Consider the following 22,601-nt stretch of genomic DNA (forward strand, 5'->3'; position numbering starts at 1 on the left):
ATCAGCTTCAACGCCGCTCTCCGGCTCACCTCATCCACGGTCCACCTCGTGCTCCATGCCGCTGTGGCCGCTTCATCCTAACAACGGGAATTTCGCGCCGCTCCCCCCGCATGGCGCTTCACCGGTCTCCGCGCGAAGCCGACGAAGGCGCGCGGCGCGGGTAGTAGGACGGGCACCAGCCCTCCAGCACGCGCACCAGGCGGCCTTGCGCAATCAGCTCCGTGGGTTGGAGGTGCTCACCGCCGACGCGGCGATGACGGAGGTACCGGTGTGAAGGGCGGCAGTGGCGTCATCGAGGCGCGCGCCACCTTCCTGCCGTCCCGAGGTTCGAGCTCGCGCTCCAGCTCATCCACGGCGCGCAGCTCTTCCTGGAGGTGCTCGCGCTCCTCGTCGGAGAGGGGAAGCTGCTGGAGCTCGGTACGCAGGGCTCCTGCGCGGTCGCCGTCTCCCATCGCCACCGCCAGCTCGACCCGGGCCGTGAGGGCCCGCGCGCGATCCATCGGCGGCGCGGGCTCGCCCCGGGCGAGCGCCACGTCGAGGACCCTCGCCGCCGCGGCGTCGTCCGTCTTGAAGTCGCGCAGGCGGGCGGCGGCGGCCACCGCCTTCGCCAGCCGCGATTGGGGCTCGAGCGAGCGTGGTTCCGCGTCGTCCTCGGTGGCACCGGCCTGGTTGCGCCGGACGAAGATGATGGAGTTGCCGGACAGGTCGACCAGGGTGAAGCGGCCCTGGCCGGGCTTCAGCCGGGTGATGCGGGGGATGCCCGACACCGGGAGCTTTCCGCGCGAGCGTCGCAGGGCCTCGGAGAAGGTGGCGTGCAGCGGCTCCACGTCCGGCACCACCACGAGGCATGCACTGTACCCGGCCTCGGGCTTCAGGCCGACGAGGCCGTAGAAGTGCAGCTCGATGCCCTCGCGGCGCACCACCGCATACGGATTGGGCGAGCGCTGCCGGTACGTCGCCTCGAAGCCGAGGGGCCGGTAGAAGGCCAGCGTCTCGTCGAGCGAGACGCAAGGGAGCAGGGGAATCATCGACTCGCCGCTCATCACGCCTCCTCGAGGTGCTGACGCACCTGGCGCAGTCCGTCCACCGTGGCCTTCAGGGCCCTCGCGTCCATGGCCGCGGCGAGCTGGTTGGCCCAGGTCGCCTGGCGGGCCTCGACCTTGCGCAGCGCCTCGCGGCCCCGCTCCGTCAGCGCGATGAGCTTCGCGCGGCGGTGGTGCGGGTTCTCGCGGTACTCGATGAAGCCGTCCCGCTCCAGCGCGTCCGCCGTCTGCTGCACGCTCTGACGCGCGAGGCCCATGATGCGGGCCACGTTCGCCACCGGCGCCGGCTCGTGGTCCACCACGCCGAGCACCTGCCACCGGGCGCTGCTGAGCCCCAGTGACTCCGTCAGCGTATCGCCGGCCTGTAGTGCCAGGCCGTTGACGCGGAACACCTCCAGCACCAGCTCCGTGAAGAGCTCTCCTGCCGCCGTGAGCTTCGCCATGGACATGGATCTGCCAATTCGACAGGTTCCTGTCAATATGGGCGAGGCTGCGCGTGGCAGCTCCGGTGCCGCGCGGATGTGCCACGTGTAAACGATTGTAACTAACGCGCCAGGGGCAGGCGCGGAGGCTGCTGGAGCACCCAGTCCAGGAAGGCCCGCGCCGCCGGCCGCAGGCGCCGGTGGGCCGGGTAGACGACGAAGTAGCCGGAGCGCGCGGGCAGGGTGGGGCCGGGCAGCCGCACGAGGCGGCCATCCGCGAGGTGCGGCGCGACGATCCGCTCCCGCCCGAGCGCCGCGCCCAGCCCGTACACCGCGGCCCGCAGCGCGTCCGTGGTGTCGCTGAAGCCGTGGCGCTCGTCGAAGGGCACGTCGCGCACGCCTGCCGCGCGGAACCAGTCCGTCCAGCCCTGGCGCGACAAGTCCCTCACCAGCGGCAGCTTCGCGACGTCCGCCGCGTCCCGCAGGTCCCGGACGCCGGGCAGGTGGGGCGAGGCCACCGGGAAGAGGGCCTCGTCCATCAGGTGGTGCGCCGTCAGCCCCGTCCAGTGGCCCTCTCCGTGGCGGATGGCCAGGTCGGGGCCGCCCTCGTCGAAGCGCGTCAGCGACGCCTCCGTGTCCACCTGGATGCGGATGTGCGGGTGCGCGGCGATGAAGGTCGGCAGGCGCGGCACCAGCCACGTGTACGTCAGCGAGTGCAGGGTGTTGATGCGCACGCGGTTGCGCTCGTCCCGCGCGACGCTGAGGCCTCGCATCACGCCGTCGATGTCGGCCATGGCGCTGCTGGCCGTGTCCGCGAGCTGGCGCCCCTCTGGCGTCAGCAGCACGCCGCGCGCGTGGCGCTGGAAGAGGGCGACGCCGAGCTGGGCCTCCAGCTTGCGCACATGGTGGCTGACCGCGCTGGTGGTCAGGTGCAGCTCCTCCGCCGCGCGGGCGAAGTTCTGGTGACGCGCGGCGGACTCGAACGCCGCCAGGGCCGGGAGCCAGTCGGAGGGGAGGGGCATGACGAGACTCAAATCATATTTGAGGCTGCGTGGAAAAACATGCGCTTGTCGGGGAAGACGCTCGGGGACATCTAGAGGGCCAGACAACAGTCATTTTGGAGTCTCGTCATGAGCTCATCCACGCTGGCCCGTCCTCTTTCACCCTCCCTCGCGGTCTCCTGGCAGACGCCGCTGGAACTGGGAGTGCTGGGCGCCATCTGGGGCGCGTCGTTCATGTTCATGCGTGTCGCGGCGAAGGACTTCGGCGCGATGCCACTGGTGGAGATTCGTCTGGCGCTGGGCGCGCTGGTGCTGATGCCGTTCCTGTGGCGCGCGCGGGCGTCCTTCCCGCTGAAGCGCTGGCCGATGCTGGCGCTGGTGGGGGCCATCAACTCGGCGGTGCCCTTCTCGCTGTTCGCCTGGGCCGCTCAGCGTGCGCCGGCCGGCGTGGGCGCCATCTGCAACAGCATGGCGGTGCTGTTCACCGCGCTGGTGGCGTTCCTCTTCTTCGGCGAGCGCATCGGCGGGCGGCGCGCGGTGGCGCTGCTCGCGGGCTTCACGGGCGTGGTGGTGCTGGCCAGCGGGAAGACGACGGGCGCGAGCATCGGCTGGGCGGTGGGCGCGGGCACCACGGCCGCGTTCCTCTACGGCATTGGTGGAAACCTGGTGAAGCGGAAGCTCTCGGGCCTGCCGCCCGGTGCGGTGGCGGCGGCCACGCTGCTGTGCTCGGCGGTGCTCCTGCTTCCGTTCGCCGTCTACTCGTGGCCGGAGCACGCCATTCCGCCGCGGTCCTGGCTGAGCGCGGGTGGGCTCGGCGTGCTCTGCACCGGTGTGGCCTACGCCATCTTCTACCGGCTCATCATGCGCATCGGCGCGGCGCGCGCCTCCACCGTCACGTACATCGTCCCGCTGACCGCCGTGACGTGGGCGTGGCTGCTGCTGGACGAGCCGCTCACCGTCCCCATGCTCATCGCGGGGACGATGATTCTCGGCAGCGTAGCGCTGAGCCAGAAGCAGCCGGCGTAGCGGACTCCGAGCAACGGGCGGCGCGCGGACGTGCCGCCCGTCACTCCCGAGGACGGACCCGCTACTCCGACGCGAGGTCCCGCTTCTCGAACAGCCACACGGTGAGGAGCATGAAGGCGATGGAGAAGGCCACCACCGACAGGGTGCTCGCCTGCCAGGTCATGTCGTGGCCCAGGGCATTCTCCACGTCCTGCTTTTCGTATTGGCTCAGCGCCAGCCACTTCGTCTGGAGCGAGTCCAGGTTCGCCATCGGGGAGATCCACCCTCCGGGGAGGAACACCGCCCCGCGCAGCAGGTGCTGGGCGGTGAATCCGAGCAGGGTGCCGCCGATGAACGAGCGCGTGGCCACCGAGGCGAGCATCACGAGGCTGATGGTGCAGCCGAACTCCAGGGAGTAGTACGCCACCATCCTGCCGAGGTCTCCCGCGCCCAGGTTCACCGGGCCGGGCACGAAGGTCAGGCCGAGGGCGAGCGAGCCCCCCGCGCCCATGACAATCGAGAAGGCATAGGTGAAGGCCACCGCGCCCAGGCTCAGCACCAGCGTGGCCAGGAACTTCGCCACCAGCGACGAGGCGCGCGAGGTCGTTCTCGGCAGCGTCATCTTCCACGTGCCGCCGGAGTACTCGCTGCCCACCGCGCCCGCGGCCACCACCGTGATGAGGAGGGGGAGCGAGATGTTCGCGATCTTGATGGTGTTGAACAGGCAGCCCGGGAACGTGACGAGGCCGCGGGCCCAATCTCGCATGTTGTCGTTGGCCGACCCGGCAATGGCGATGGGCACCGGCAGCACCCCGAAGAAGAGCAGCAGCCCGAGCACGCCGAGGAAGAGGTTCCGCTTGCGGGCCTTGAGGAGCTCCGCCGTGAATTGACGATGGAGCGCGATGAGGTTCATGGGTGCTTGCCTCCCCGCGCGTTGGCGGTGGCCTCGAAGAAGAGCTGCTCCAGCGAGTTGCGCTTGGGCCGGACCTCGTACACGTCCACGTCCGCCTGGAGGAGCTTGCGCAGCACGCCCGGCACCGCGCTGTCCGTGCCCTCGGCCAGCAGCCAGCCCGCGTCGGACGTGTGTCCCTCCGCCGGCGGCAGGCCCAGCAGGGCCGCGGCCCGGGCCATGGACGAGACGCGCAGCTCGATTCCACTCGACGCCAGCAGCTTCGCGACGTTGCCCTGGGTGCGCAGCTCGCCGTTCTGGACGATGGCGACGTCCGTGCAGATGCGCTCCACCTCCTGCAGGAGGTGGCTGGAGAGGAACACCGTGCGGCCCTCGCGCCTCAGCGAGCCGATGAGGTCGCGAATCTCGCGCGCTCCGTCGGGGTCGAGTCCGTTGGTGGGCTCGTCGAGGAAGAGCACCGGCGGGTCGCCGATGAGCGCCGCCGCGAGCCCGAGCCGCTGCTTCATGCCCAGCGAGAACTGCTTCACCGGGCGCTTGAGCTCCTTCCCCAGGCCGACGAGGTTGAGCAGCCGGTCCGACTCCCCCGAGGCCAGCGCGTGGCCCGCGCCGAGCGCCATGGCGCGCAGGTTCTCCGCGGCGCTCAGGTACGGGTAGAAGGCGGGCACCTCGACGATGGCGCCGACGAGCGTGGACAGGCGGGGCCGCTCGCGCAGCACGTCCACCCCCATCACCGACGCCGCGCCGGACGTGGGCTTGATGAGCCCCAGCAGCATGCGGATGGTCGTCGTCTTGCCCGCTCCATTCGGCCCGAGAAAGCCGAACACGGAGCCGGTGGGGACCTCGAGGCTCAGGTTGTTCACCGCCGCCAGGGCGCCGTACCTTTTCGTCAGGCCCTCCGTACGGATGGCGTAGTCCATGCGGGTTGCTTCCTTGATGCGCGTGCGTGGAGAGGAGAGGGCCCTGGATTTAGCAGGGCCGGCCGTTCAGCAGCCAACCCTCCAGGAGGCGGACCGCTCGGAGACAGCAGGGAAGTGGAGGGCTGTAACCCGATTCGGGGCTCGCGCGTACCAGGGGAGAAATCGCACGCGCACCCCGCGTGCCCGGAGGCCGAATCCATGTCGCCCGCTGCCGCCATCCCACTCCCTTCCCGCCGCGCACCTCCGCCGGGGGCGCGCCGGCTCCTTCCCTTCGCGCTGGTGGCCTTCGCCGTGCTGGCCGCGTGCACCGAGGCACGCGGCGCGGCCCCGGGTGCCAGCGCTCCCACTCCGAGGTCCCTCGTGAATGACACCCGCCAATACGTGAAGCCCGCCGACGCGGAGCTCCGCCGCACCCTCTCGCCCCTCGCGTACGAGGTGACCCAGGAGGAAGCCACCGAGCCGCCCTTCCACAACGCCTTCTGGGACAACCACGCGGAAGGGCTCTACGTGGACATCGCCACCGGCGAGCCGCTGTTCTCCTCGCGCGACAAGTTCGACTCCGGCACCGGCTGGCCCAGCTTCACGCGCCCCGTCGACGGCGCGCGAGTCGTGGAGAAGCGCGACGGCAGTCTCGGGATGGTACGCGTGGAGGTCCGCTCGAAGGCCGGTGACTCGCACCTGGGCCATGTGTTCGACGACGGGCCGCGTCCCACCGGCCTGCGCTACTGCATCAACTCGGCGTCGCTGCGCTTCATCCCGGTGAACGACCTGGCGAAGGAAGGCTACGGCGCGTGGCTCCCGCTGTTCGGCCGCGCGGCGCCGGCGAGCGCGACGGCTCCAGCGACGAAGGCGGGGAGCGGATCGTCAAAGGCCACGGCGCCGGCGGCGGCCACGGAGACGGCGCTGCTCGCGGGCGGCTGCTTCTGGGGCATGGAGGACATCCTCCGGACGATTCCGGGCGTCATCCGCACGGACGTCGGCTACACGGGCGGCGTCTTCAAGCGCCCCTCCTACGAGGACGTGAGCTCCGGCGAGACGGGGCACGCGGAGTCGGTGCGCGTGGTGTTCGACCCGAAGGTGCTCAGCTACGAGACGCTGCTGGAGAAGTGGTTCTTCCGCATGCACGACCCGACGACGCTCAACCGCCAGGGCAATGACGTGGGCACGCAGTACCGCTCCGCCATCTTCTATCTGTCCGACGAGCAGCGCCGCGTGGCCGAGGAGGTGAAGGCGCGCGTGAATGCATCCGGCAAGTGGAAGCGCCCCGTCGTCACCGAAATCACCCCGGCCGGCGAGTTCACCCCCGCCGAGGAGTACCACCAGGACTACCTGGAGAAGAATCCGGGCGGCTACACCTGCCACTACATGCGTGACTGAAGACGCGCGGGGAGCCGTGGTGGCTCACGGCTCCCCGGCGCGCAGTAGCAGTCGGAACGAATGTGCGGCCCGCCTGGAGAGCGGGAGGGTTGCCGCGTTTCGAATCAGCCGACGCGCGGGAAGTCCACCTCGGTGCCGGCCACGACGTTGAGGTAGTTGGTGAGCACGTTCTGCGCGACGGCGGCCACCACCTCCACCAGCTCCGCGTCGCTCAGCCCCGCCCTGCGCGCCTGTGCGAGCTGCGGGCCCACGTCCGCGGCCCGCGTGCGGGCGATGGCCACGGCCAGGTCCAGGATGGCCTGCTCGCGCGCGTCGGGCGAGCGGCCGCTGCGGAAGCCGGTCAGCTCATCCGCCTTCACCCCGTGCCCCTTCGCCAGCGCCGTGTGCGCGGAGAGGCAGTAGGTGCAGCGATTCAATTCCGCCACGGCGATGGCGATGGCCTCCTGCGTGCGCGGCGACAGCTTCGCGCGGCCCATGGCGTCGAAGTAGCCCGCCACCGCGTCGAGCGCCGCGGGCGAGTGGGCGAAGGTGGAGAACATCTTCGGCACGCTCCCGAACTTCGCCTTCAGCGCGGCCAGCGTGGGCTCGGCGGCGGCGGGCGTGTTGGTGGAACCGACAGGGGCGATGGTGGGCGTGGTCATGGCGGTGCTCCTTGCAGACAGCGGGTTGAGCGAGACGTCGAATTAGTATCGACTCGATACTAAATGCACCCCGCTACCCCGGCTTGTCAAGTCGGTATCGGCCCGATACCTTCTTCGACATGGCCGTCGACCGCCTCTACGCGCTGCTCGAAAGACTCGGGAACCTGCTCCGCACGGAGGAGCGGGCGGCGGGGCTGCCGCATGGGTTGCAGCCGGTGCACCTCCAGGCGCTGCGCTACCTCCAGTCGTGCAACCGCTACAGCAACACGCCCGCGGCGCTGACGGAGTACCTGGGGCTCACCAAGGGCACGGTGTCCCAGACGCTGCTGCTGCTGGAGGAGAAGGGGCTCTTGCGGAAGGAGGCGGACACGGAGGACCGGCGCGTCGTCCACCTGCTGCTGACGGACGCGGGGCGCAAGGTGCTGAAGGAGGCGCTACCGCCGGACCTCTTCAAGCGGGCCCTCGCGAGTCTTCCGGGCGGAGGTGAGGCCCTGGAGGATGCGCTCACGGGGCTCCTGCGCTCCCTGCAGGCCGCGAATGCGCAGCGCAGCTTCGGAGCGTGTGCCACCTGCAAGCACTTCCAGCGCGAGGGGGCGGGCCGCTTCCGCTGCGGCCTCACCCAGGAGCCCCTGTCGCGCGAGGACAGTCTATTGCTGTGCCGGGAGCACGAGGCCGCGCCCCCGGGACACTGAGGTGCATCCCGACGAAGCTCAGCCCGCCTTCGCGGTGAGCTGCCGCACGGCGTCCACCGGCACGGTGTAGCCGGAGGCGACGAGGAAGTCCGCGACAGCGTTCGTGACGGCGCCCTGCACAGTCGAAGCCTGGGTGGGACTGCAGTGCACGCCGACGCCGAGCACGGGGCCCAGCGCGGTGAACTCCGCCACGCCGACGGACGGCGCGGGCTGCTGGAGGACGCCGGGCAGCGTGGCCACCATCTCCTGGAGCGCGCGCATCTGCATGCGCACGTCACCGCCGTGCAGCACCGGCACCTTGACGACAATCTTGCGGTGCGGATGGTGCGTGAAGTTGATGATGTTGTCGCCGAACAGCCGGTTGTTGCCCACGGAGATGCGCAGGTTGTCCGCCGTGTCGAGCGTGGTGGCGAAGAGGCCAATCTCCTGCACCACGCCGGAGACGCCCGCCGCGGAGATTTCATCGCCCACGCGGAAGGGGCGCAGCACGAGCAGGAAGATGCCCGCCGCGAAGTTGGAGAGCAGGCCGGACCACGCCGTGCCAATCGCGATGCCCGCCGCCGCGAGCAGCGCGGCGAAGGACGTCGTCTCCACGCCCATCATCCCCAGGATTCCCAGCAGCAGGAGGATGGTGAGGGAGCCGGCGAACAGCGACTCGACATAGCGGATGAGCGTGGCGTCGAGCTGGCGCTTCTGCAGCGCCAGGTTCAGCACGCGCCGGAATCCGTTGATGACGGTGCGGCCCACGAACCAGAGCACCAGCGCCCCTACCGCCTTGAGCAGGAAGGGGAGGGCTTCGGTCAGGGCCAGCGACTTCAATTGATTGATGATGTCGTCCATGGCCGCGCATTTTGCAGACATCGGGCCAGGAGCGTCACTGCACGCAAGTGCATGGAACACCGTGGGTGCCACTCCATTGGTGGTCAAAGCACTGCTCGGGCTGACGTGTCCGGCCGACTGCCCACCCGTGGAGTTGACGTGTCAGCTCAGGACGCGCCCAGTCCCAGCTCGCGGAGGCGGCGCTGGAGGGCGCGCTTGGAGACCTCCAGCCGCTGCACCATCTTGTCGAGGTCTCCCTCGCACTCGTGGAAGCAGCGGGTGATTTCCTCCGGGCTCAAGTCACGCGCGGTGCGCAGGAGCGAGCTCTTGTCGATGAGCACGTAGACGGAGGGGCGCGGGATGCCCAGCCAGTCCGCGGTGGCCTTGAGGTCCCACGAGCAGGCGCGCAGGGCCTCCAGCAATTCCTGCTCGCTCACCTCGGAGGGCTTGCGGCGCGCGGGCTTCGCCTCGGGCGTGTCGTGCGCGGCGGCCGTCGTGGGAGTCGGCTCCCTCCCGGGGACGGGCAGGGCGTCGCCGTCGAGCGTCTGCTCCAGGCGCGCGTCGATGCGCAGGTGCGGCATGCCGCGGCTGCCGATGATGAGCTGCCGGACGACGTTGCGGAGCTGGCGCACGTTGCCGGGCCACGCGTAGCGCACCAGCCGCACGGCCAGCGATGCGGGCAGCCAGGGCTCCGTGCGCGGGTCCGTGGCCGTCAGCGGCGCGGACTCCCCGGTGGTCTCCAGCTCGTGGCGCGCGAAGTACATGAACAGCGGGCCAATGTCCTCGCGGCGCGCGCGCAGCGGCGGCATGTGGACTTCGTAGCCCGCGAGCCGGTGCAGCAGCGGGGCCTTGAACAGCCGCTCCTGGATGCGGGCCTCCAAATCGGAGTCCGTGGCCGACACGAGTCGCACGTCCACGGGCACCGGCGTGTGGCCGCCCACCGGGTACACCTCGCCCGTCTCCAGCACGCGCAGGAGCGCGGCCTGCACCTCGGGGGGCGCCTCGCCCACCTCGTCGAGGAAGAGGGTGCCGCCCTGGGCCGCGCGGAAGAAGCCCTCGCGGTCCCTCGTGGCGCCGGTGTACGCGCCGCGCTGCGCGCCGAACAGCTCGGCGGAGACGAGCTCCTTCGCCAGCGCGCCCAGGTTGACGCTCACGAAGGGCCCGGCGCGGCGGGGGCCCAGGTCGTGGATGGCGCGCGCCACCAGCTCCTTGCCCGTGCCCGTCTCGCCGCGGATGAGCACGGGGACCTTCAGGTCCGCGACGCGGCGGATGTCCTCGCGCACCTGGCGGATGCCCTCGCCCTGGCCGACGATGCCCAGGTCCGGAGGCGCGGGCTCGCGCTGCGCCGACGCGAGGTGGAGCAGCACCACCACGCGGTCCGCGAGCACCAGCGGCACGCCCGCGGTCAACTCTTCCGGAGAGAACTCGCGCGCGCCCTGCACGGGCACGTCCGCCACCCACACCCGCGTCCCGTTCTCCGGCACCACCAGCCGCAGGTGGCCCCTGGCCGCCGGCTCGAAGTGGATGGGGGTGCGGCTGATGAACGGGTCTCCCAGGGGCTGCGTTACCAGCCCGCCCGGGCGGGTGAACTCTGGCGCGTTGCGTGACAGGGACGCCGTCCGCCCGGAGGTGGTCAGCGTCTCCAGCAGCAGCAGCTCGCCGATGCGCTGGGGATGCGGGTGCGAGATGACGGTGAGCGCCGGAATCACCCGCTGGGCGGACGATTCCCGTCCGTGCGAGTGCTCGGCGGTCTGCGACGTGTCGTCGGAGAGCTTCTGCTGCATGAGGGTTCCCGAGTCTCCGCGTCCTCTATCAGCAATCCATGCGGCGCCCTATCGGATCTCCGCGGCCGTGGAGGCGGGGTGTGACGACATCCACAGGGAAATCTCCGCGGCCTTCCGTTCCTGCCCCATCTTTCCGCAGTCCTCGTGGGCCTGGGTGGCCAGCTCGCGAGCACGAGAGCGGTCGGCGCTTGCATCCCACAATGCTCGCGCCAGCGCCCATCGGGCATCGGGACGAGCACGGACGGAGACCTGTTCGAGCGCCTGCTCCAGCAGGGGTACGGCCGCCGCGGGCTGGTGACGGGCGAGGTGCAGCTCGCCCAGGCCGAGCCGCGCGAGGGCGAGGAGGCGCGGGTCCTCGGCCTCGTGCTGCTCTCCGGCGGCCATGGCCTTCTGGAGCTGGCGCGCGGCGTCATCGAATCTCCCCAGCCGCACCAGCGTGCGGCCGAGGAGCGCATTCACCTGAGCGGCCTCGGAGGGGTCTCCTCCCTGGACCTTCTCGTGCAGCGCCAGGGCACGTTCGAACTCCTCGCGTGCCTTCGTGTCCTGGCCCATGGCCGCGCGGACCTCGCCGATGCTGGCGTGCGAGTGGGCGAGGCTCGGGTGTGCGTCGCCCAGCGTCTCCTGGCGCAGCGCGAGCGCGCGCTCGTGGTGCTCCAGCGCCTGCTCCAGGCGGCCACGGGCGAGCAGCACGTCACCCAGGTTGGCGAGCGAGGACGCCACCATGGGGTGGTCGGCGCCCAGCAGCTTGCGCCGCATCGCCAGGGCGCGCTCGTACAGGGCCTGGGCCTCCGCGTACTCGCCCAGCTCCTCGTGGACGATGCCCAGGTTGTTGAGCGTCACGGCGATGGTGGGGTGCTCGGCGCCGAGCGCTTCCTCTTTCAGCGCGAGGGCGCGCTCGAAGTAGCCGTGCGCCTGCGAGTACTGCCCCTGGTCCATGAAGACGTTGCCCAGGCCGTTGAGCACGCGCGAGAGGTTGAGCTTGTCCGGCCTCCGCGCGCGCTCCATGAGGGTGAGCGCGCGCTCGTAGGACTCGCGGCTGTGCGCGTAGTCGCCCGTCATCCAGCGCACGTTGCCCACCGTCTCCAGCGCCAGCGCGAGGAGCTGCTCGTCACCCAGCCGCTCCGCCGCCGCCGTCATCGGCAGCTCCAGCCACAGGGCCTCGGCGTAGCGGGACTGGCGCGCGCCCACCTCGGTGACGAGGAAGCTCCAGGCCTGCGACTCCAGCACCGCGTCCTTGCCCTGCGCCGCCTGGATGAGCGCCTCGCGCAGGCGCAGCTCCGCGCCCTTGTAGTCGCCGGCGCCGTCCAGGTGCATGGCGTGCCAGAAGAGCGCCTGCCCGTGAGCGGGCGGGTAGCCCAGCGCCACGAGCTGCGGCCGCAGCTCCTCCGCGAGCGCGAGCCCCTCCTTGTACTTGCCCGCGCGGTGGAGCGCTTCGAGCCGGTCTTCGAGGGGCTGGAAGGCCTCGACGCGGGCGCGCACCGCCGGGTCCTCGGGCGGCGGCACGGAGGCGGTGAGCAGGCGCGCGTCCGCGCAGTCACTCAAGGGCGGCAGCGACTGCACGGCCTGCGCGGCCTTGTCCACCAGCTTCGCGTCCGACTCCTTGACGAGCAGCTCCGTGAGCGCGCCGAGCTGTCCGCGCCGGCGCTCCAGGCACACCTCGCGCAGCGCGCCCAGCCGCTGTGGCTGCGTGGAGCCCTCCTGCCGCGCGAGCTCGCACGCCTCGGTGCGCTGCTTCACCCACTCCTCCGAGTAGGCGTCGAGCATGCGCGCCACGCGCGCGGCGGTGTCCTTCGCCTGCGGCAGTCCGGTGTCCACCAGCGCCGCCTCCAGCCGCTTCGCGAGCGACGCATCCCAGACACCCGCGAGGCGCCGCTCCATGCCGACGCACGCGGAGGCGGGGGGCTCCTTGCGCACCCAGCCCCAGATGGCCGCCACGCCCAGGAGGGCCACGCCGCTCGCGAGCGCCCCCGCGCGCAGCAGCGCACGCCGCCGCTGCTCCGGGTCGTTCTCCAGCTCCGCCAGCAGCTCGCGCATGGAGCCCGGACGCAGGAGCGGATTCGCCTTCAGCCCGCGCAGCACGGCGCGCGCCACCCACGCGGGCACCTCGCTGTCGGGCGGCGGGGGGATGATGCGCTCGTCGAGGCGGGCGTCGAGCAGCGCCGCGAAGGTGTCGCCCGGGAAGGGCCGCACGCCGTAGAGCGCTTCGTAGAGGGCCACGCAGAAGCCGTACAGGTCAGTGCGCGCGTCCACGGCGTTGCCCTGGAGCTGCTCCGGGGCCATGTAGCGCGGCGTGCCGAGCACCTTGCCGGACTCGGTGAGCGGCTCCATCCACGTGCGCGGCATCGGGGCCTGCGCGTCCGGCCGTATCTCCTCCAGACCGGCCCCATGCGCGGCCTGCGCGAGGCCGAAGTCCGTCACCCGGACACGGCCGTCCTCGCCGACGAGGACGTTCTCTGGCTTGAAGTCGCGGTGCACCAGGCCCGCCGCGTGCGCGGCGACGAGGCCCCGGCCCGCGCGGAGGAAGGCGCGCAGCACCTCGCGCCAGGGGCGCTTCTGCTGCCGCAGCCACTGCCCCAGCGTCTGCCCCTCCACGTACTCCATGGCGATGAAGACGGAGTCGTCCTCCAGCCGGCCGGAGTCGTAGACGTGCACCACGTTGGGGTGGTTGAGCCGCGCCATGGCCTGCGCCTCGCGCAGCAGGCGCACCTGGGACTCGTCCTGCGCGTCGAGGCTCCAGATGGGGCGCAGCAGCTTCAGCGCCACGCGACGGTTGAGCCGCACGTCATAGGCCGAGACGACCAGCCCCATGCCGCCGTGGCCCAGCATGCCCAGCACCGTGTAGCGGTCCGCCAGGACGCGGCCCGGAGGCGGCGAGGTGATGCCACCCGTGGGGCTGGTGTCCTGCGTCTCCTCCGCCCCCGAATGCGCGGAGTCCTCCCGACCCGGGCCAGGAGCAGGCCCCAGGGTGAGCGTCTCTTCAGGAACGTTGGCGTCGGCCGCCCCCCCGGGCCGAAGAGGACTCATGTCCACGACTGTACATCGGCCCCGCGTCCCGCCATACCCTGCGTGAGGACTGACGCGTTTGTCGGGAATTCAATGATTCGGGTGCCCGGCGTTGCAGTTCCTCGAAATCTGAATCCGCGGTGGCTGCGGCAGTGACGCGGTGCGCTCCTGCCTGTCACCGCGGGTGTGGTGGTTGCCGTGGCAGTGTCAGGCGTTCCACGCTGCCAGTATGGGTCGAGCTCGTGCACATGTGCTCCTGCTGCTGGTGGTGGCGGGCTGCGCGCCGAAGCTGAAGCTGTCGAGCTCGGTGCTGGCGGCGGATGCGGGCCGCGGGTCGGAGTCCGGCCGGGTGAAGCGCTACGGCTTCGACGGCACGCTGCACGAGACGTGGGAGCTGGACGAACCTCCGCACACGATTCTCGCCACCGCGGACGGGAAGGGCTTCTGGGTGGGGTGGTTCGACGAGGCCCGCTGGTACGAGCTGAAGTCACGGCGCTGAAACGCGGCCCGTCGGCAGGACGGCCGCTGGGAGCTGGCCGTCATCCGCTTTCCGCTCCCCATGGCATGTGCATGGGGAGCGGTTGCGCGCGACTACTGCAGCACCGCGAGCAAATCTCCACCCTGCACCGCACCCTTGAGTGAAGGTACGACCTCCGCGACGGTGCCGGCGCGCGGGGCGCGGACCACCGTCTCCATCTTCATCGCCTCCAGCGTGACGAGCGGCGCGCCGGCCTCTACCCGTGCGCCCGGCTTGACGTGCAGGGCAATCACGGTGCCCGGCATGCTCGCGGCCACGTGGTTCGGGTTGGAGCGGTCCGCCTGGCGCCGCGCCTCCACCTTCGACGCGAGGCTGCGATCTCGCACCAGCACCGAGCGGTTGTGCCCGTTGAGCGCGAAGTACACGGTGCGGCAGCCGTCATCGTCCGGCTCGCCCACGGCCGTCAGACTGATGACCAGCGTCTTGCCCGGCTCGAGGTCCACCCAGATTTCCTGCCCCACCTCCATGCCGTAGAAGTAGTTCGGCGTGTCGAGGATGGACACGTCCTCGTACTTCGCCTGGTCATCCAGGAAGCCCGCCATGACGCGCGGGTAGAGCGCGGAGGAGATGGCGTCGACGCGCGTGAGCGGGTGGCCCGCCTTCTGCGACAACTCCTGCTGGAGCTTGTCCAAATCGAGCGGCGCCATGCTCGACGAAGGCCGGCCCTCCACGCGCGGCAGGCCCTTGAGCACGGCGGCGCGCAGGTCCTCCGGGAAGCCGTTGGGCGGCTGGCCCAATTCGCCTCGGAAGTAGCCCACCACGCTGGAGGGGAAGTCCAGGCGCGGCGCCTCGGCGATGAGCTTCGCGCAGGTGAGGTGGGCGCTGTCGTTCATGTCCACGCCGCGCACGGCGAGGTCGTTCTTCAGGAGGAAGATGGCGAAGTCGCCCACCATCTTCGAGGACGGCGTCACCTTGGGGATGTCCCCCACCAGCGCGTTGACGAGCGCGAAGGCGTCCTTCACGTCGTTCCACCGGCCGAGCAGTCCCATCTCCGCCACTTGCGGCCGGAGGTTGGAGTACTGACCGCCCGGAATCTCGTGGTAGTAGACCTCGCTCGTCGTGCTCTTGAGGCCGCTCTCGAAGGGGGCGTAGTACTCGCGCACGTCTTCCCAGTAATTGGCCAGCGGCTGCAGGCGCGCGTTGGCCAGTCCCGTCTCGCGCGGGTGGCCGCGCAGCGCGCTCACCAGCGCATTCAGGCTGGGCTGACTGGTGAGGCCCGCCATGCTGCCGAGCGCCACGTCGACGATGTGCACGCCGTGTTCAATCGCCTCGAGGTAGCTGGCGATGCCGTTGCCCGCGGTGTCGTGCATGTGCAGGTGGATGGGCAGGCGCGTCACCTCGCGCAGCTTGTCCATCAGCATGGCCGCGGCGCGAGGACGGAGCAGGCCCGCCATGTCCTTGATGCACAGGAAGTGGGCGCCCGAGTCCTCGATGCGCTTCGCGAGGTCCGCGTAGTAGTCCAGCGTGTACTTCTTGCGCTTGGGGTTGGCGACGTCGCCCGTGTAGCAGATGGCCACCTCCGCCACCTTGCCCGTCTTGAGCACGCGGCGGATGGAGACCTCCATGCTGCCGAGGTCATTGAGGCTGTCGAAGATGCGGAAGACGTCCACGCCCGCCTCGGCCGCCTCGTCGATGAAGGCCTCCACCACGTTGTCCGGGTAGCTCGTGTAGCCCACGGCGTTGGCGCCGCGCAGGAGCATCTGGAGGAGCAGGTTGGGCGCCGCGGCCTTCAGCGCGCGCAGGCGGGCCCACGGGTCCTCGTTGAGGAAGCGGTACGCGGTGTCGAACGTCGCGCCGCCCCAGGCTTCCAGGCTGAAGAGGTCCGACGCGAGGTGCGCGGTGGCCGGCGCCACGCGGAGGATGTCGCGCGTGCGCATGCGCGTGGCCAGCAGCGACTGGTGCGCGTCTCGCATGGTGGTGTCGGTGAGCAGCACCTTCTTCTGCGACAGCACCCACTCGGCGAGCCCGCGCGGGCCCTTCTCCGCGAGAATCTGCGCGGTGCCGCGAGGCACGGTGCCGGGCGGCGTCACCGGCAGGCGCGGCTCCAGGAACTGGGTGGGCTTGAGCCGCTGCGGCTTCTTGATGGTGGGGTGCCCGTTGACGATGACGTCGCCCAGGTACTGGAGGAGCTTGCTCGCGCGGTCCCTGCGGGGCGCGAGCTGGAAGAGCTCCGGTGTCTCGTCGATGAAGCGCGTGTACGTCTGGCCCTGCTGGAAGGCGGGGTGGCGCAGCACGTTCTCCAGGAAGGGGAGGTTGGTCTTCACGCCGCGGATGCGGAACTCGCGCAGCGCGCGCTGTCCCTTCATCACCGCGCCCTGGAACGTGGGCGCGTAGGCGATGACCTTCACCAGCATGGAGTCGTAGTACGGCGAGATGTGCGCCATCGTGTAGCCGTTGGAGCCATCCAGCCGGATGCCGAAGCCGGTGGCCGCGCGCCACGCGGTGATGACGCCCGCGTCCGGCATGAAGTTGTTCGCCGGGTCCTCGGTGGTGACGCGCAGCTGCACCGCGTAGCCGCGCGGGACGATGGACTCCTGCGAGGCGATGCCCACCTCGGGCGAGTCCAGCCGGTACCCTTCCGCGATGCGAATCTGGCTCTGCACCAGGTCCACGCCCGTCACCTGCTCGGTGACGGTGTGCTCCACCTGGAGCCGGGCGTTGCATTCGATGAAGTAGAACGTGTCGCCGGAGACGAGGAACTCCGCCGTGCCCGCGCTGGAGTAGCCCGCCTCGCGCGCCAGCCGCACCGCCGCGTCGCAGATGGCGGTGCGCAGGGCGGGGGACAGGTTGGGCGCGGGCGCAATCTCGATGACCTTCTGGTGGCGGCGCTGCACCGAGCAGTCGCGCTCGAACAGGTGCACGAGCTTGCCGTGCAAATCACCCAGGAGCTGCACCTCGATGTGGCGCACGCGCTCCAGGAACTTCTCCAGGAACACCGCCGAGGAGCCGAAGGCGCTCTTCGCCTCGGAGCGCGCGGAGGCGAGCGCGGACTCCAGCTCCTTCTCCTCGCGCACCACGCGCATGCCACGGCCTCCGCCGCCGTGCGCGGCCTTCACCAGGACAGGGCCGCCGTGCTGGACGAAGAAGGCGCGGGCCTGCTCCAGCACGCGGGCGTCATCGCCTTCGAGCGTGACGCCGGGCACCACCGGCACGCCCACCTTCTGGGCCAGCCGCTTGGCGGCCACCTTGTCGCCCATGGTCCGCACCACCGCCGAGCGCGGGCCGATGAAGCGGATGCCCCGGCGCTCGCACGCCTCGGCGAAGTCGGCGTTCTCGGAGAGGAAGCCGTAGCCCGGGTGGATGGCGTCCACACCGGCCTTCTGCGCGACGTCGAGAATCTCCTCGATGCCGAGGTACGCCTCCACCGGGCGCTTGCCTCGGCCGACGAGGTACGCCTCATCCGCCTTGTGCCGGTGCTCGTGGGTGCGGTCCTCGTCGCTGTAGATGGCGACGGTGCGGATGCCGAGCTCGTTGCAGGCGCGGAACACGCGGATGGCAATCTCACCGCGGTTGGCGCACAGCACCTTCTGGATGGGCTTCGGGGCGGGTTGGACCATATGGGCGGGGCTGTTAGTCATTCACCACGCCCTGACGCAACCTCCCCCGGATGGAAAGTCTTCTACAGGGCGCTGATCACAGCCCAACGCCCCGGGCGACGTTGGTGCGACAGGAGGATTTCGGACGCCAGGGCACTTGCGTGCCCGGCCTGCTTCAGGTGCTGGAGTGCGACTGCTGCGCGACGGCCTGGGTGCTGCCGCTGGCGGTCTCCTCGTAGTCGAGGTCGCGGTGGAAGGTCTCCTCGATGCGCAGCAGCGCGAGCAGCGCGAGGCCGAAGCAGAGGCTGCCCACCATGAGGGCGGCGTTGGCCACGGTGATGCCCTCCACGCCCTTGAGCCACGCGAAGCCGCTGGCCGCGAGCGCCGCCGAGCCGCGCACGAAGTTGGGCACCGTCGTCGCCACCGTGGCGCGGATGTTGGTGCCGAACTGCTCGGCCGCCATCGTCACCAGCACCGCCCAGTAGCCCACGGTGATGCCCATGAAGAAGCTGAGCACGTAGACCATGGTGCTGGTGAGCCCCGGGACGAGCCCGTAGAGCAGCATCAGCGCGAAGCCCGCGGTGAGGTTGACCGCCACCGCGCGCTTGCGGCTCTTGAGCCACTGGCTGAAGACGCCCGCGAGCAGGTCGCCCACCGTCAGGCCGATGGAGCCGTAGAGGATGGCGTTGCCGGCCGTCACCGTGCCCTGGACACCGAGGCCCGCCGTCAGCTCGGGGGCGAAGGTGAAGAGGATGCCCGTGGTGAAGTAGATGGGCACGCCGATGAGGATGCAGCAGATGTACTTGAGGAAGCGCCCACCCTGCAGGAGCAGGAACGGGTTGGCGCGCGACGGGTCCGTCTTCTTGCTGAACAGCTCGGACTCGGAGACCTTGAAGCGCGCGAAGAGCAGCGCGATGCCCATCAGGCCGCCGGTGACGTAGGCCGTCTTCCAGCTCAGGTGCTGGCCGATGTAGGCCGCGGCGACGATGCCGAGCATGCCCAGCGTGGCGACCACGGTGGTGCCCAGGCCGCGCTTCTCCTTCGGCAGGGACTCGGCGACCAGGGTGATGGCCGCGCCCAGCTCGCCCGCGAGGCCCACGCCGCCGAGGAAGCGACAGAGGGCGTAGCCATTCACGTCCCAGATGAAGGCGTTGGCCAGGTTGGCGAACGAGTACAGGAGGATGGAGCCGAACATCACCGACAGGCGCCCGCGCTTGTCGCCGATGACACCCCAGATGAGCCCGCCGACCATCATGCCCACCATCTGGGCGTTGTAGATGAAGAGGCCCTTCTGGAGGATCTCCGCCGGGTCCGTGATGCCGATGTCGACGAGCGACGCGCGGCGCACCACGCCGAAGAGCGTGATGTCGAAGAGGTCGACGAAGTAGCCCAGCCCGGCGACCACGACCGTCAGATTCAGCACCGAGCGGAGCTCTCTCAGGAATTTCATAGGCGGATCAAGGCGTGTTGCGGGTCTTGGAGCAAGCGGGATGCATCATGCCGGGGAGGGGGCCGCTTGTCGCGAACGCGCGTGAGATATGAATCAGCATTCAGGTCCGGGCAGGCAGGCTATCCGCCCGGGACACCCTGCACGTCAAGACGCGGCGCGGCGTCAGGGCTTCGTCCCCTCTGGGGGCGCCTTCGTCCCAGGCCCCGGCGGTTTCGTCACATACATACCGGGCGTATGAGCCGCCGCCGGTATCACCGATGCCACCCGGGGGCGCCGCGACACGGCCGGCCCTCGGGCCTTCGCGTGCATTCACGCACGCATCCGAGGAGGCATCTTGAGAGTCCTGAAGCCCATCCGAAGCGTCTTTCTCGCGTCCACGCTGGCCCTGGCCTCCGCGCCGGGCTGCGGCGGTGACGCGTCCCCCGGCCCCGAGGCCGAGGCCGTGCTCCGCGGCCAGGAGCAGGGGCTGTCCTGCGAGCAGCTGGTGCCCGCCATGACGGGGGCCACGACGCCCTCCGGCACCGTGACGCGCTCGGGCGTCTACAGCGCGTCGTACGAGGCGTGGCAGGCGTTCGACGGCAGCGTGGGGTCCATGTGGATTTCCGCGGAGGGCCAGACGCCCGCGTGGATTGGCTACCAGTGGGCCAGCGGGACGAAGACGGTCAACCGGTACGCCATCCACTACCTCAACGGCTCCATCACCACGCGCGCGCCCAAGCAGTGGACGTTCGAGGGCTGGAATGGCTCCGCGTGGGTGGTGCTCGACACGCGGACGAACCAGGTCAACTGGGCGGGCAACGAGCGGCGCGAGTTCGCGGTGACCTCGCCCGGGGCGTACTCGCGCTACCGCCTGAACATCTCGGACGACAACGACACGCGCTCCGGCATCGTCGTGATTTCGATGGGGCGGCTGGAGCTGCTCAACTGCGCCACGTCGACGTACCCGGCGGCGCAGGCCGCGTGGACGCGGACCACGGGCTCGCCGGGCGGCTTCACGCGCGTGCATGACCTCGTCGGAGACCCGGCCGGGCGCACGTACATCACGGGCATGACGCAGCCGGGGCTGGATGGCAGCCCGCTCGTCGGCCTGATGGACGCCTTCCTCCAGGCGCGGGATGCGAATGGGACGAAGCTCTGGTCGGTGCAGATTGGCGCGCCCGGCGGCATCGCGCTGGGCTACGGCGTCGCTCGCAACCGGACGTGGGAGGACATCTACGTGGGCGGCTTCGTGGATGGCTCCGTCGACGGGACTCCGACGACGGGGTACCGCGAGGCCCTGCTGACGAAGTACCGCTACACCGGCGTGCGGCAGTGGACCCGGCAGTTGGGGAACGTGGGCTCCAGCACGGAGGGGTTCGGCGTGGCGGTGGATGGCCTGGACAATGCCTTCATCGCCGGCACCGTGGAGGGCGCGCTGGACGGCAATCCCGCCATCGGTGTGTCGGACGCGTTCGTGGCGAAGTACGACTCCGCGGGCAATCGCCTGTGGACGCGGAAGGTGGGCGCGGCGGGCACGCGGACGGATGGGCGGCGGGTGTCCGCGGACAGCGCGGGGAATGTCTACGTCTCCGGCTGGACGGAGGGGGCCCTCGACGGCAACGTGCGCATGGGGCCGCAAGACTTGTTCGTCGTGAAGTACAACGCGGCCGGCGTGAAGCAGTGGACGCGACAGCTCGGGTCTTCGACGACAACGGTGTGGCTGTATGGCTCGGCGGTGGACCCGGCGGGCAGCATCTACGTCTCCGGCTACAGCGGCGGCGGCCTGGACGGCAATCCGAACCCGACGTCCGGCTCGGATGCCTTCATGACGAAGTACGACGCGGCCGGCGTGAAGCAGTGGACCCGGGAAATCGCCGGCGCGGGCGGCGGCTCCTGGTCCATGGGGCTCTTCATCGACGACACCGGCGTGTACCTGTCGGGCAGCGGCTCCGGTGATGTCGGCAACCTGGCGGGGGCCGGCACGGGGGCGGCGCACAACTTCGTCGCGAGGTACGACACGGCCGGCAATCGGCAGTGGGTCGTCCAGCAGGACGCGGCACGCCGCAATGGCGCCGACGTGGTGTCGTACGCCACCGGCGTGTCCGCGGACTGGAATGGGAACCTGTACGTGGGCGGCTTCACCAGCGGTTCGCTCGGCGGCAACACGGTGATGGGCGACCCGGATGGCTTCGTGACGAAGCTTCCGATGCCGTAGCGTGAAGGGCGGCGCGGCGGTGGTGGGACTGCCGCTCCGTCATTCCTCGGCGTCGGAGGGAAGGTCGTTCATGAGGAAGCCAGCGATGGACTGCTGCTCCCCCTCGGGGTCGGTGGCGCGGAACCTGGCGAGGCGTTGACGGGCCTCGGTGTACCGGCGCAGGCCGACGAGGGCGGAGATCTCCGCCACCCACGCGTCGCGCACCACGGTGCGCTCCGCCGGAGTCACTCCCGGGGCCCAGGCGTCTACGAAGGCGCGGCAGCTCACGACGGACACGTCATGGAAGCGTCGAGTCGCCGGGCTGAAGCAGTGCTTGCGGGCGAGCTCCCAGAACACCCGCCTGGTGGGCTCGCCGCGGCCTTCGAGCCGGACGCGCTCCGCCTCCAGCTCCGCTTCGAGTTTCCGCAGCTCGTCCTCCATCTCCCGGCGGGCTCGCTGCTCGTTGGCGATCTGCATCGCGTTGGCGCGCACCAGGGTCGTGATGGCGGGGGCCAGGTCGCTGTCCGGGAATTTGCGGAGGAAGGCGTCTCCCGCCTCGGCCACCTTCGCCATGTCGCCCAGCGTGCCCAGGGTATTGACCCAGAGCCAACCGGCCTGCTCGGCGGGAAGACGTCCCATGTGACTGGGAAGGTCCATCCGGAAGATGCGCTCCGCGTCCCGCGCGAGGGAGGGAGTGCGTACCTGGATGGAAAGGCCGTCAATCAGCTCCAGGGCCGCCGCCGAGCGCTCGTCGGCGGACCGGCCCGTGTCATCGAGGAGGGCTCGCAGCGCTGCCTTGCGGTCGGCGGAGGTGGGTTTCGTGGTGGGAGCGGGGTTCGCGACGCCCGGTTCGAGTCGGGCGAGCTTGGGGCCTGGGGCGGTGGCCCGTGAAGCGGGCGGTGTGTCGTGGCCAGGCGCCCGTGCGTTTGGGGGGTGGCGTTCAGTCGCGCCGAGGGAAGGAGTCACGGCCGTGGGTACCGGAGCGACAGGGGGCGCCGGGCGCAGCAGGAAGGCCGCTACTCCGGGGAGGGCGAGCCCCAGGGCCACCAGCAACGCGGTGAGCACCGTGGAGGCACGCGGTCCCCGGCCCGTGGAGGTGGAGCGCTCCTCGACCACATCCTCGTCCTCCACGTACAGCGTGCCCCCTCGCATTCGGGGCGAGGCGGCAGGCGGGGAGGGTGGGTCGTCATCGGGCTCGGAGCCCGGGGAGCTCGTGGTCACGGCGCGGCGGGAGCATAGCGCAGCCGGTCCATTCCACCGCTGGACGCGGCGCGACGTGGGGTTTGTCCG

General features: G+C 70.5%; 17 protein-coding genes. 5 read left to right on the forward strand and 12 right to left on the reverse strand.

Features of this window, described 5'->3' with window-relative positions:
- Window positions 1–236: 236 nt before the first annotated feature.
- The 3 genes from ACVTJA_RS26490 to ACVTJA_RS26500 form a co-directional block, all read right to left on the reverse strand.
- On the reverse strand, window positions 237–1,043 hold the full coding sequence (locus tag ACVTJA_RS26490) for a bleomycin resistance protein (protein WP_465840213.1): 807 nt from the start codon (window positions 1,041–1,043) through the stop codon (window positions 237–239).
- Entirely contained in the window at window positions 1,043–1,486 is a 444-nt protein-coding gene (locus tag ACVTJA_RS26495; RefSeq protein ID WP_465840214.1) for a MarR family winged helix-turn-helix transcriptional regulator, read from the reverse strand. The genes ACVTJA_RS26490 and ACVTJA_RS26495 overlap by 1 nt, the downstream gene beginning before the upstream one ends.
- A 101-nt stretch (window positions 1,487–1,587) precedes the next feature.
- A complete protein-coding gene (locus ACVTJA_RS26500; RefSeq protein ID WP_465840215.1) occupies window positions 1,588–2,487 on the reverse strand; it encodes a LysR substrate-binding domain-containing protein in 900 nt (299 codons plus the stop codon).
- A gap of 108 nt (window positions 2,488–2,595) precedes the next feature.
- Here ACVTJA_RS26500 and ACVTJA_RS26505 point away from each other — a divergent pair, with 108 nt between their 5' ends.
- Window positions 2,596–3,492, forward strand: a complete 897-nt coding sequence (locus tag ACVTJA_RS26505; RefSeq protein WP_465840217.1) for a DMT family transporter — start codon at window positions 2,596–2,598, stop codon at window positions 3,490–3,492.
- A 61-nt stretch (window positions 3,493–3,553) separates the two neighbouring features.
- Here the strand turns inward: ACVTJA_RS26505 and ACVTJA_RS26510 are convergent, their stop codons facing one another.
- Window positions 3,554–4,384 (reverse strand): ABC transporter permease, encoded by an 831-nt coding sequence (locus ACVTJA_RS26510; RefSeq protein ID WP_465840219.1) that lies wholly within the window; start codon window positions 4,382–4,384, stop codon window positions 3,554–3,556.
- Window positions 4,381–5,298, reverse strand: coding sequence for an ABC transporter ATP-binding protein (locus ACVTJA_RS26515; RefSeq protein WP_465840220.1), 918 nt, complete (start codon window positions 5,296–5,298; stop codon window positions 4,381–4,383). Before ACVTJA_RS26515 ends, ACVTJA_RS26510 begins: the two co-directional genes overlap by 4 nt.
- A 198-nt stretch (window positions 5,299–5,496) precedes the next feature.
- On the opposite strand from ACVTJA_RS26515, the gene ACVTJA_RS26520 reads away from it, so the two are divergent.
- A complete protein-coding gene (locus ACVTJA_RS26520) occupies window positions 5,497–6,675 on the forward strand; it encodes a bifunctional methionine sulfoxide reductase B/A protein (protein WP_465840222.1) in 1,179 nt (392 codons plus the stop codon).
- A gap of 104 nt (window positions 6,676–6,779) precedes the next feature.
- Here ACVTJA_RS26520 and ACVTJA_RS26525 read toward each other — a convergent pair whose 3' ends face one another.
- The gene (locus tag ACVTJA_RS26525; protein WP_465840224.1) at window positions 6,780–7,316 is read right to left on the reverse strand and encodes a carboxymuconolactone decarboxylase family protein; all 537 of its coding nucleotides are present in this window, start codon (window positions 7,314–7,316) and stop codon (window positions 6,780–6,782) included.
- A gap of 119 nt (window positions 7,317–7,435) precedes the next feature.
- Here ACVTJA_RS26525 and ACVTJA_RS26530 point away from each other — a divergent pair, with 119 nt between their 5' ends.
- Window positions 7,436–8,008 (forward strand): MarR family winged helix-turn-helix transcriptional regulator, encoded by a 573-nt coding sequence (locus tag ACVTJA_RS26530; protein ID WP_465840226.1) that lies wholly within the window; start codon window positions 7,436–7,438, stop codon window positions 8,006–8,008.
- An 18-nt stretch (window positions 8,009–8,026) separates the two neighbouring features.
- Here the strand turns inward: ACVTJA_RS26530 and ACVTJA_RS26535 are convergent, their stop codons facing one another.
- The 3 genes from ACVTJA_RS26535 to ACVTJA_RS26545 form a co-directional block, all read right to left on the reverse strand.
- Window positions 8,027–8,848 (reverse strand): mechanosensitive ion channel family protein, encoded by an 822-nt coding sequence (locus ACVTJA_RS26535; RefSeq protein ID WP_465840227.1) that lies wholly within the window; start codon window positions 8,846–8,848, stop codon window positions 8,027–8,029.
- Between the two features lie 146 nt (window positions 8,849–8,994).
- Complete coding sequence (locus ACVTJA_RS26540) at window positions 8,995–10,611, reverse strand: sigma 54-interacting transcriptional regulator (protein WP_465840229.1); 1,617 nt, start codon at window positions 10,609–10,611, stop codon at window positions 8,995–8,997.
- Between the two features lie 48 nt (window positions 10,612–10,659).
- Entirely contained in the window at window positions 10,660–13,635 is a 2,976-nt protein-coding gene (locus ACVTJA_RS26545; protein ID WP_465840231.1) for a serine/threonine-protein kinase, read from the reverse strand.
- A gap of 229 nt (window positions 13,636–13,864) precedes the next feature.
- On the opposite strand from ACVTJA_RS26545, the gene ACVTJA_RS26550 reads away from it, so the two are divergent.
- A complete protein-coding gene (locus ACVTJA_RS26550; protein ID WP_465840233.1) occupies window positions 13,865–14,113 on the forward strand; it encodes a hypothetical protein in 249 nt (82 codons plus the stop codon).
- 92 nt (window positions 14,114–14,205) lie between these two features.
- Here ACVTJA_RS26550 and ACVTJA_RS26555 read toward each other — a convergent pair whose 3' ends face one another.
- Both ACVTJA_RS26555 and ACVTJA_RS26560 read right to left on the reverse strand, forming a co-directional pair.
- Entirely contained in the window at window positions 14,206–17,709 is a 3,504-nt protein-coding gene (locus ACVTJA_RS26555; protein ID WP_465840235.1) for a pyruvate carboxylase, read from the reverse strand.
- Between the two features lie 154 nt (window positions 17,710–17,863).
- The gene (locus ACVTJA_RS26560) at window positions 17,864–19,138 is read right to left on the reverse strand and encodes an MFS transporter (RefSeq protein WP_465840237.1); all 1,275 of its coding nucleotides are present in this window, start codon (window positions 19,136–19,138) and stop codon (window positions 17,864–17,866) included.
- Window positions 19,139–19,472: 334 nt separating this feature from the next.
- Here ACVTJA_RS26560 and ACVTJA_RS26565 point away from each other — a divergent pair, with 334 nt between their 5' ends.
- Window positions 19,473–21,332 carry an SBBP repeat-containing protein gene (locus ACVTJA_RS26565; RefSeq protein WP_465840239.1) on the forward strand — a complete coding sequence of 620 codons (1,860 nt, stop codon included), beginning with the start codon at window positions 19,473–19,475 and terminating at the stop codon, window positions 21,330–21,332.
- 39 nt (window positions 21,333–21,371) lie between these two features.
- Here ACVTJA_RS26565 and ACVTJA_RS26570 read toward each other — a convergent pair whose 3' ends face one another.
- Window positions 21,372–22,442, reverse strand: coding sequence for a hypothetical protein (locus ACVTJA_RS26570; RefSeq protein ID WP_465840241.1), 1,071 nt, complete (start codon window positions 22,440–22,442; stop codon window positions 21,372–21,374).
- Between the last annotated feature and the right edge of the window lie 159 nt (window positions 22,443–22,601).

The sequence above is a fragment of the Pyxidicoccus sp. M6 genome (assembly GCF_055568925.1).

What these genes read in the sequence shown, in the direction of transcription:
- ACVTJA_RS26490 (WP_465840213.1), bottom strand. Translation starts at nt 1,043, where the DNA reads ATGAGCGGCGAGTCGATGATTCCCCTGCTCCCTTGCGTCTCGCTCGAC.
- ACVTJA_RS26495 (WP_465840214.1), bottom strand. Translation starts at nt 1,486, where the DNA reads ATGGCGAAGCTCACGGCGGCAGGAGAGCTCTTCACGGAGCTGGTGCTG.
- ACVTJA_RS26500 (WP_465840215.1), bottom strand. Translation starts at nt 2,487, where the DNA reads ATGCCCCTCCCCTCCGACTGGCTCCCGGCCCTGGCGGCGTTCGAGTCC.
- ACVTJA_RS26505 (WP_465840217.1), top strand. Translation starts at nt 2,596, where the DNA reads ATGAGCTCATCCACGCTGGCCCGTCCTCTTTCACCCTCCCTCGCGGTC.
- ACVTJA_RS26510 (WP_465840219.1), bottom strand. Translation starts at nt 4,384, where the DNA reads ATGAACCTCATCGCGCTCCATCGTCAATTCACGGCGGAGCTCCTCAAG.
- ACVTJA_RS26515 (WP_465840220.1), bottom strand. Translation starts at nt 5,298, where the DNA reads ATGGACTACGCCATCCGTACGGAGGGCCTGACGAAAAGGTACGGCGCC.
- ACVTJA_RS26520 (WP_465840222.1), top strand. Translation starts at nt 5,497, where the DNA reads ATGTCGCCCGCTGCCGCCATCCCACTCCCTTCCCGCCGCGCACCTCCG.
- ACVTJA_RS26525 (WP_465840224.1), bottom strand. Translation starts at nt 7,316, where the DNA reads ATGACCACGCCCACCATCGCCCCTGTCGGTTCCACCAACACGCCCGCC.
- ACVTJA_RS26530 (WP_465840226.1), top strand. Translation starts at nt 7,436, where the DNA reads ATGGCCGTCGACCGCCTCTACGCGCTGCTCGAAAGACTCGGGAACCTG.
- ACVTJA_RS26535 (WP_465840227.1), bottom strand. Translation starts at nt 8,848, where the DNA reads ATGGACGACATCATCAATCAATTGAAGTCGCTGGCCCTGACCGAAGCC.
- ACVTJA_RS26540 (WP_465840229.1), bottom strand. Translation starts at nt 10,611, where the DNA reads ATGCAGCAGAAGCTCTCCGACGACACGTCGCAGACCGCCGAGCACTCG.
- ACVTJA_RS26545 (WP_465840231.1), bottom strand. Translation starts at nt 13,635, where the DNA reads ATGAGTCCTCTTCGGCCCGGGGGGGCGGCCGACGCCAACGTTCCTGAA.
- ACVTJA_RS26555 (WP_465840235.1), bottom strand. Translation starts at nt 17,709, where the DNA reads ATGGTCCAACCCGCCCCGAAGCCCATCCAGAAGGTGCTGTGCGCCAAC.
- ACVTJA_RS26560 (WP_465840237.1), bottom strand. Translation starts at nt 19,138, where the DNA reads ATGAAATTCCTGAGAGAGCTCCGCTCGGTGCTGAATCTGACGGTCGTG.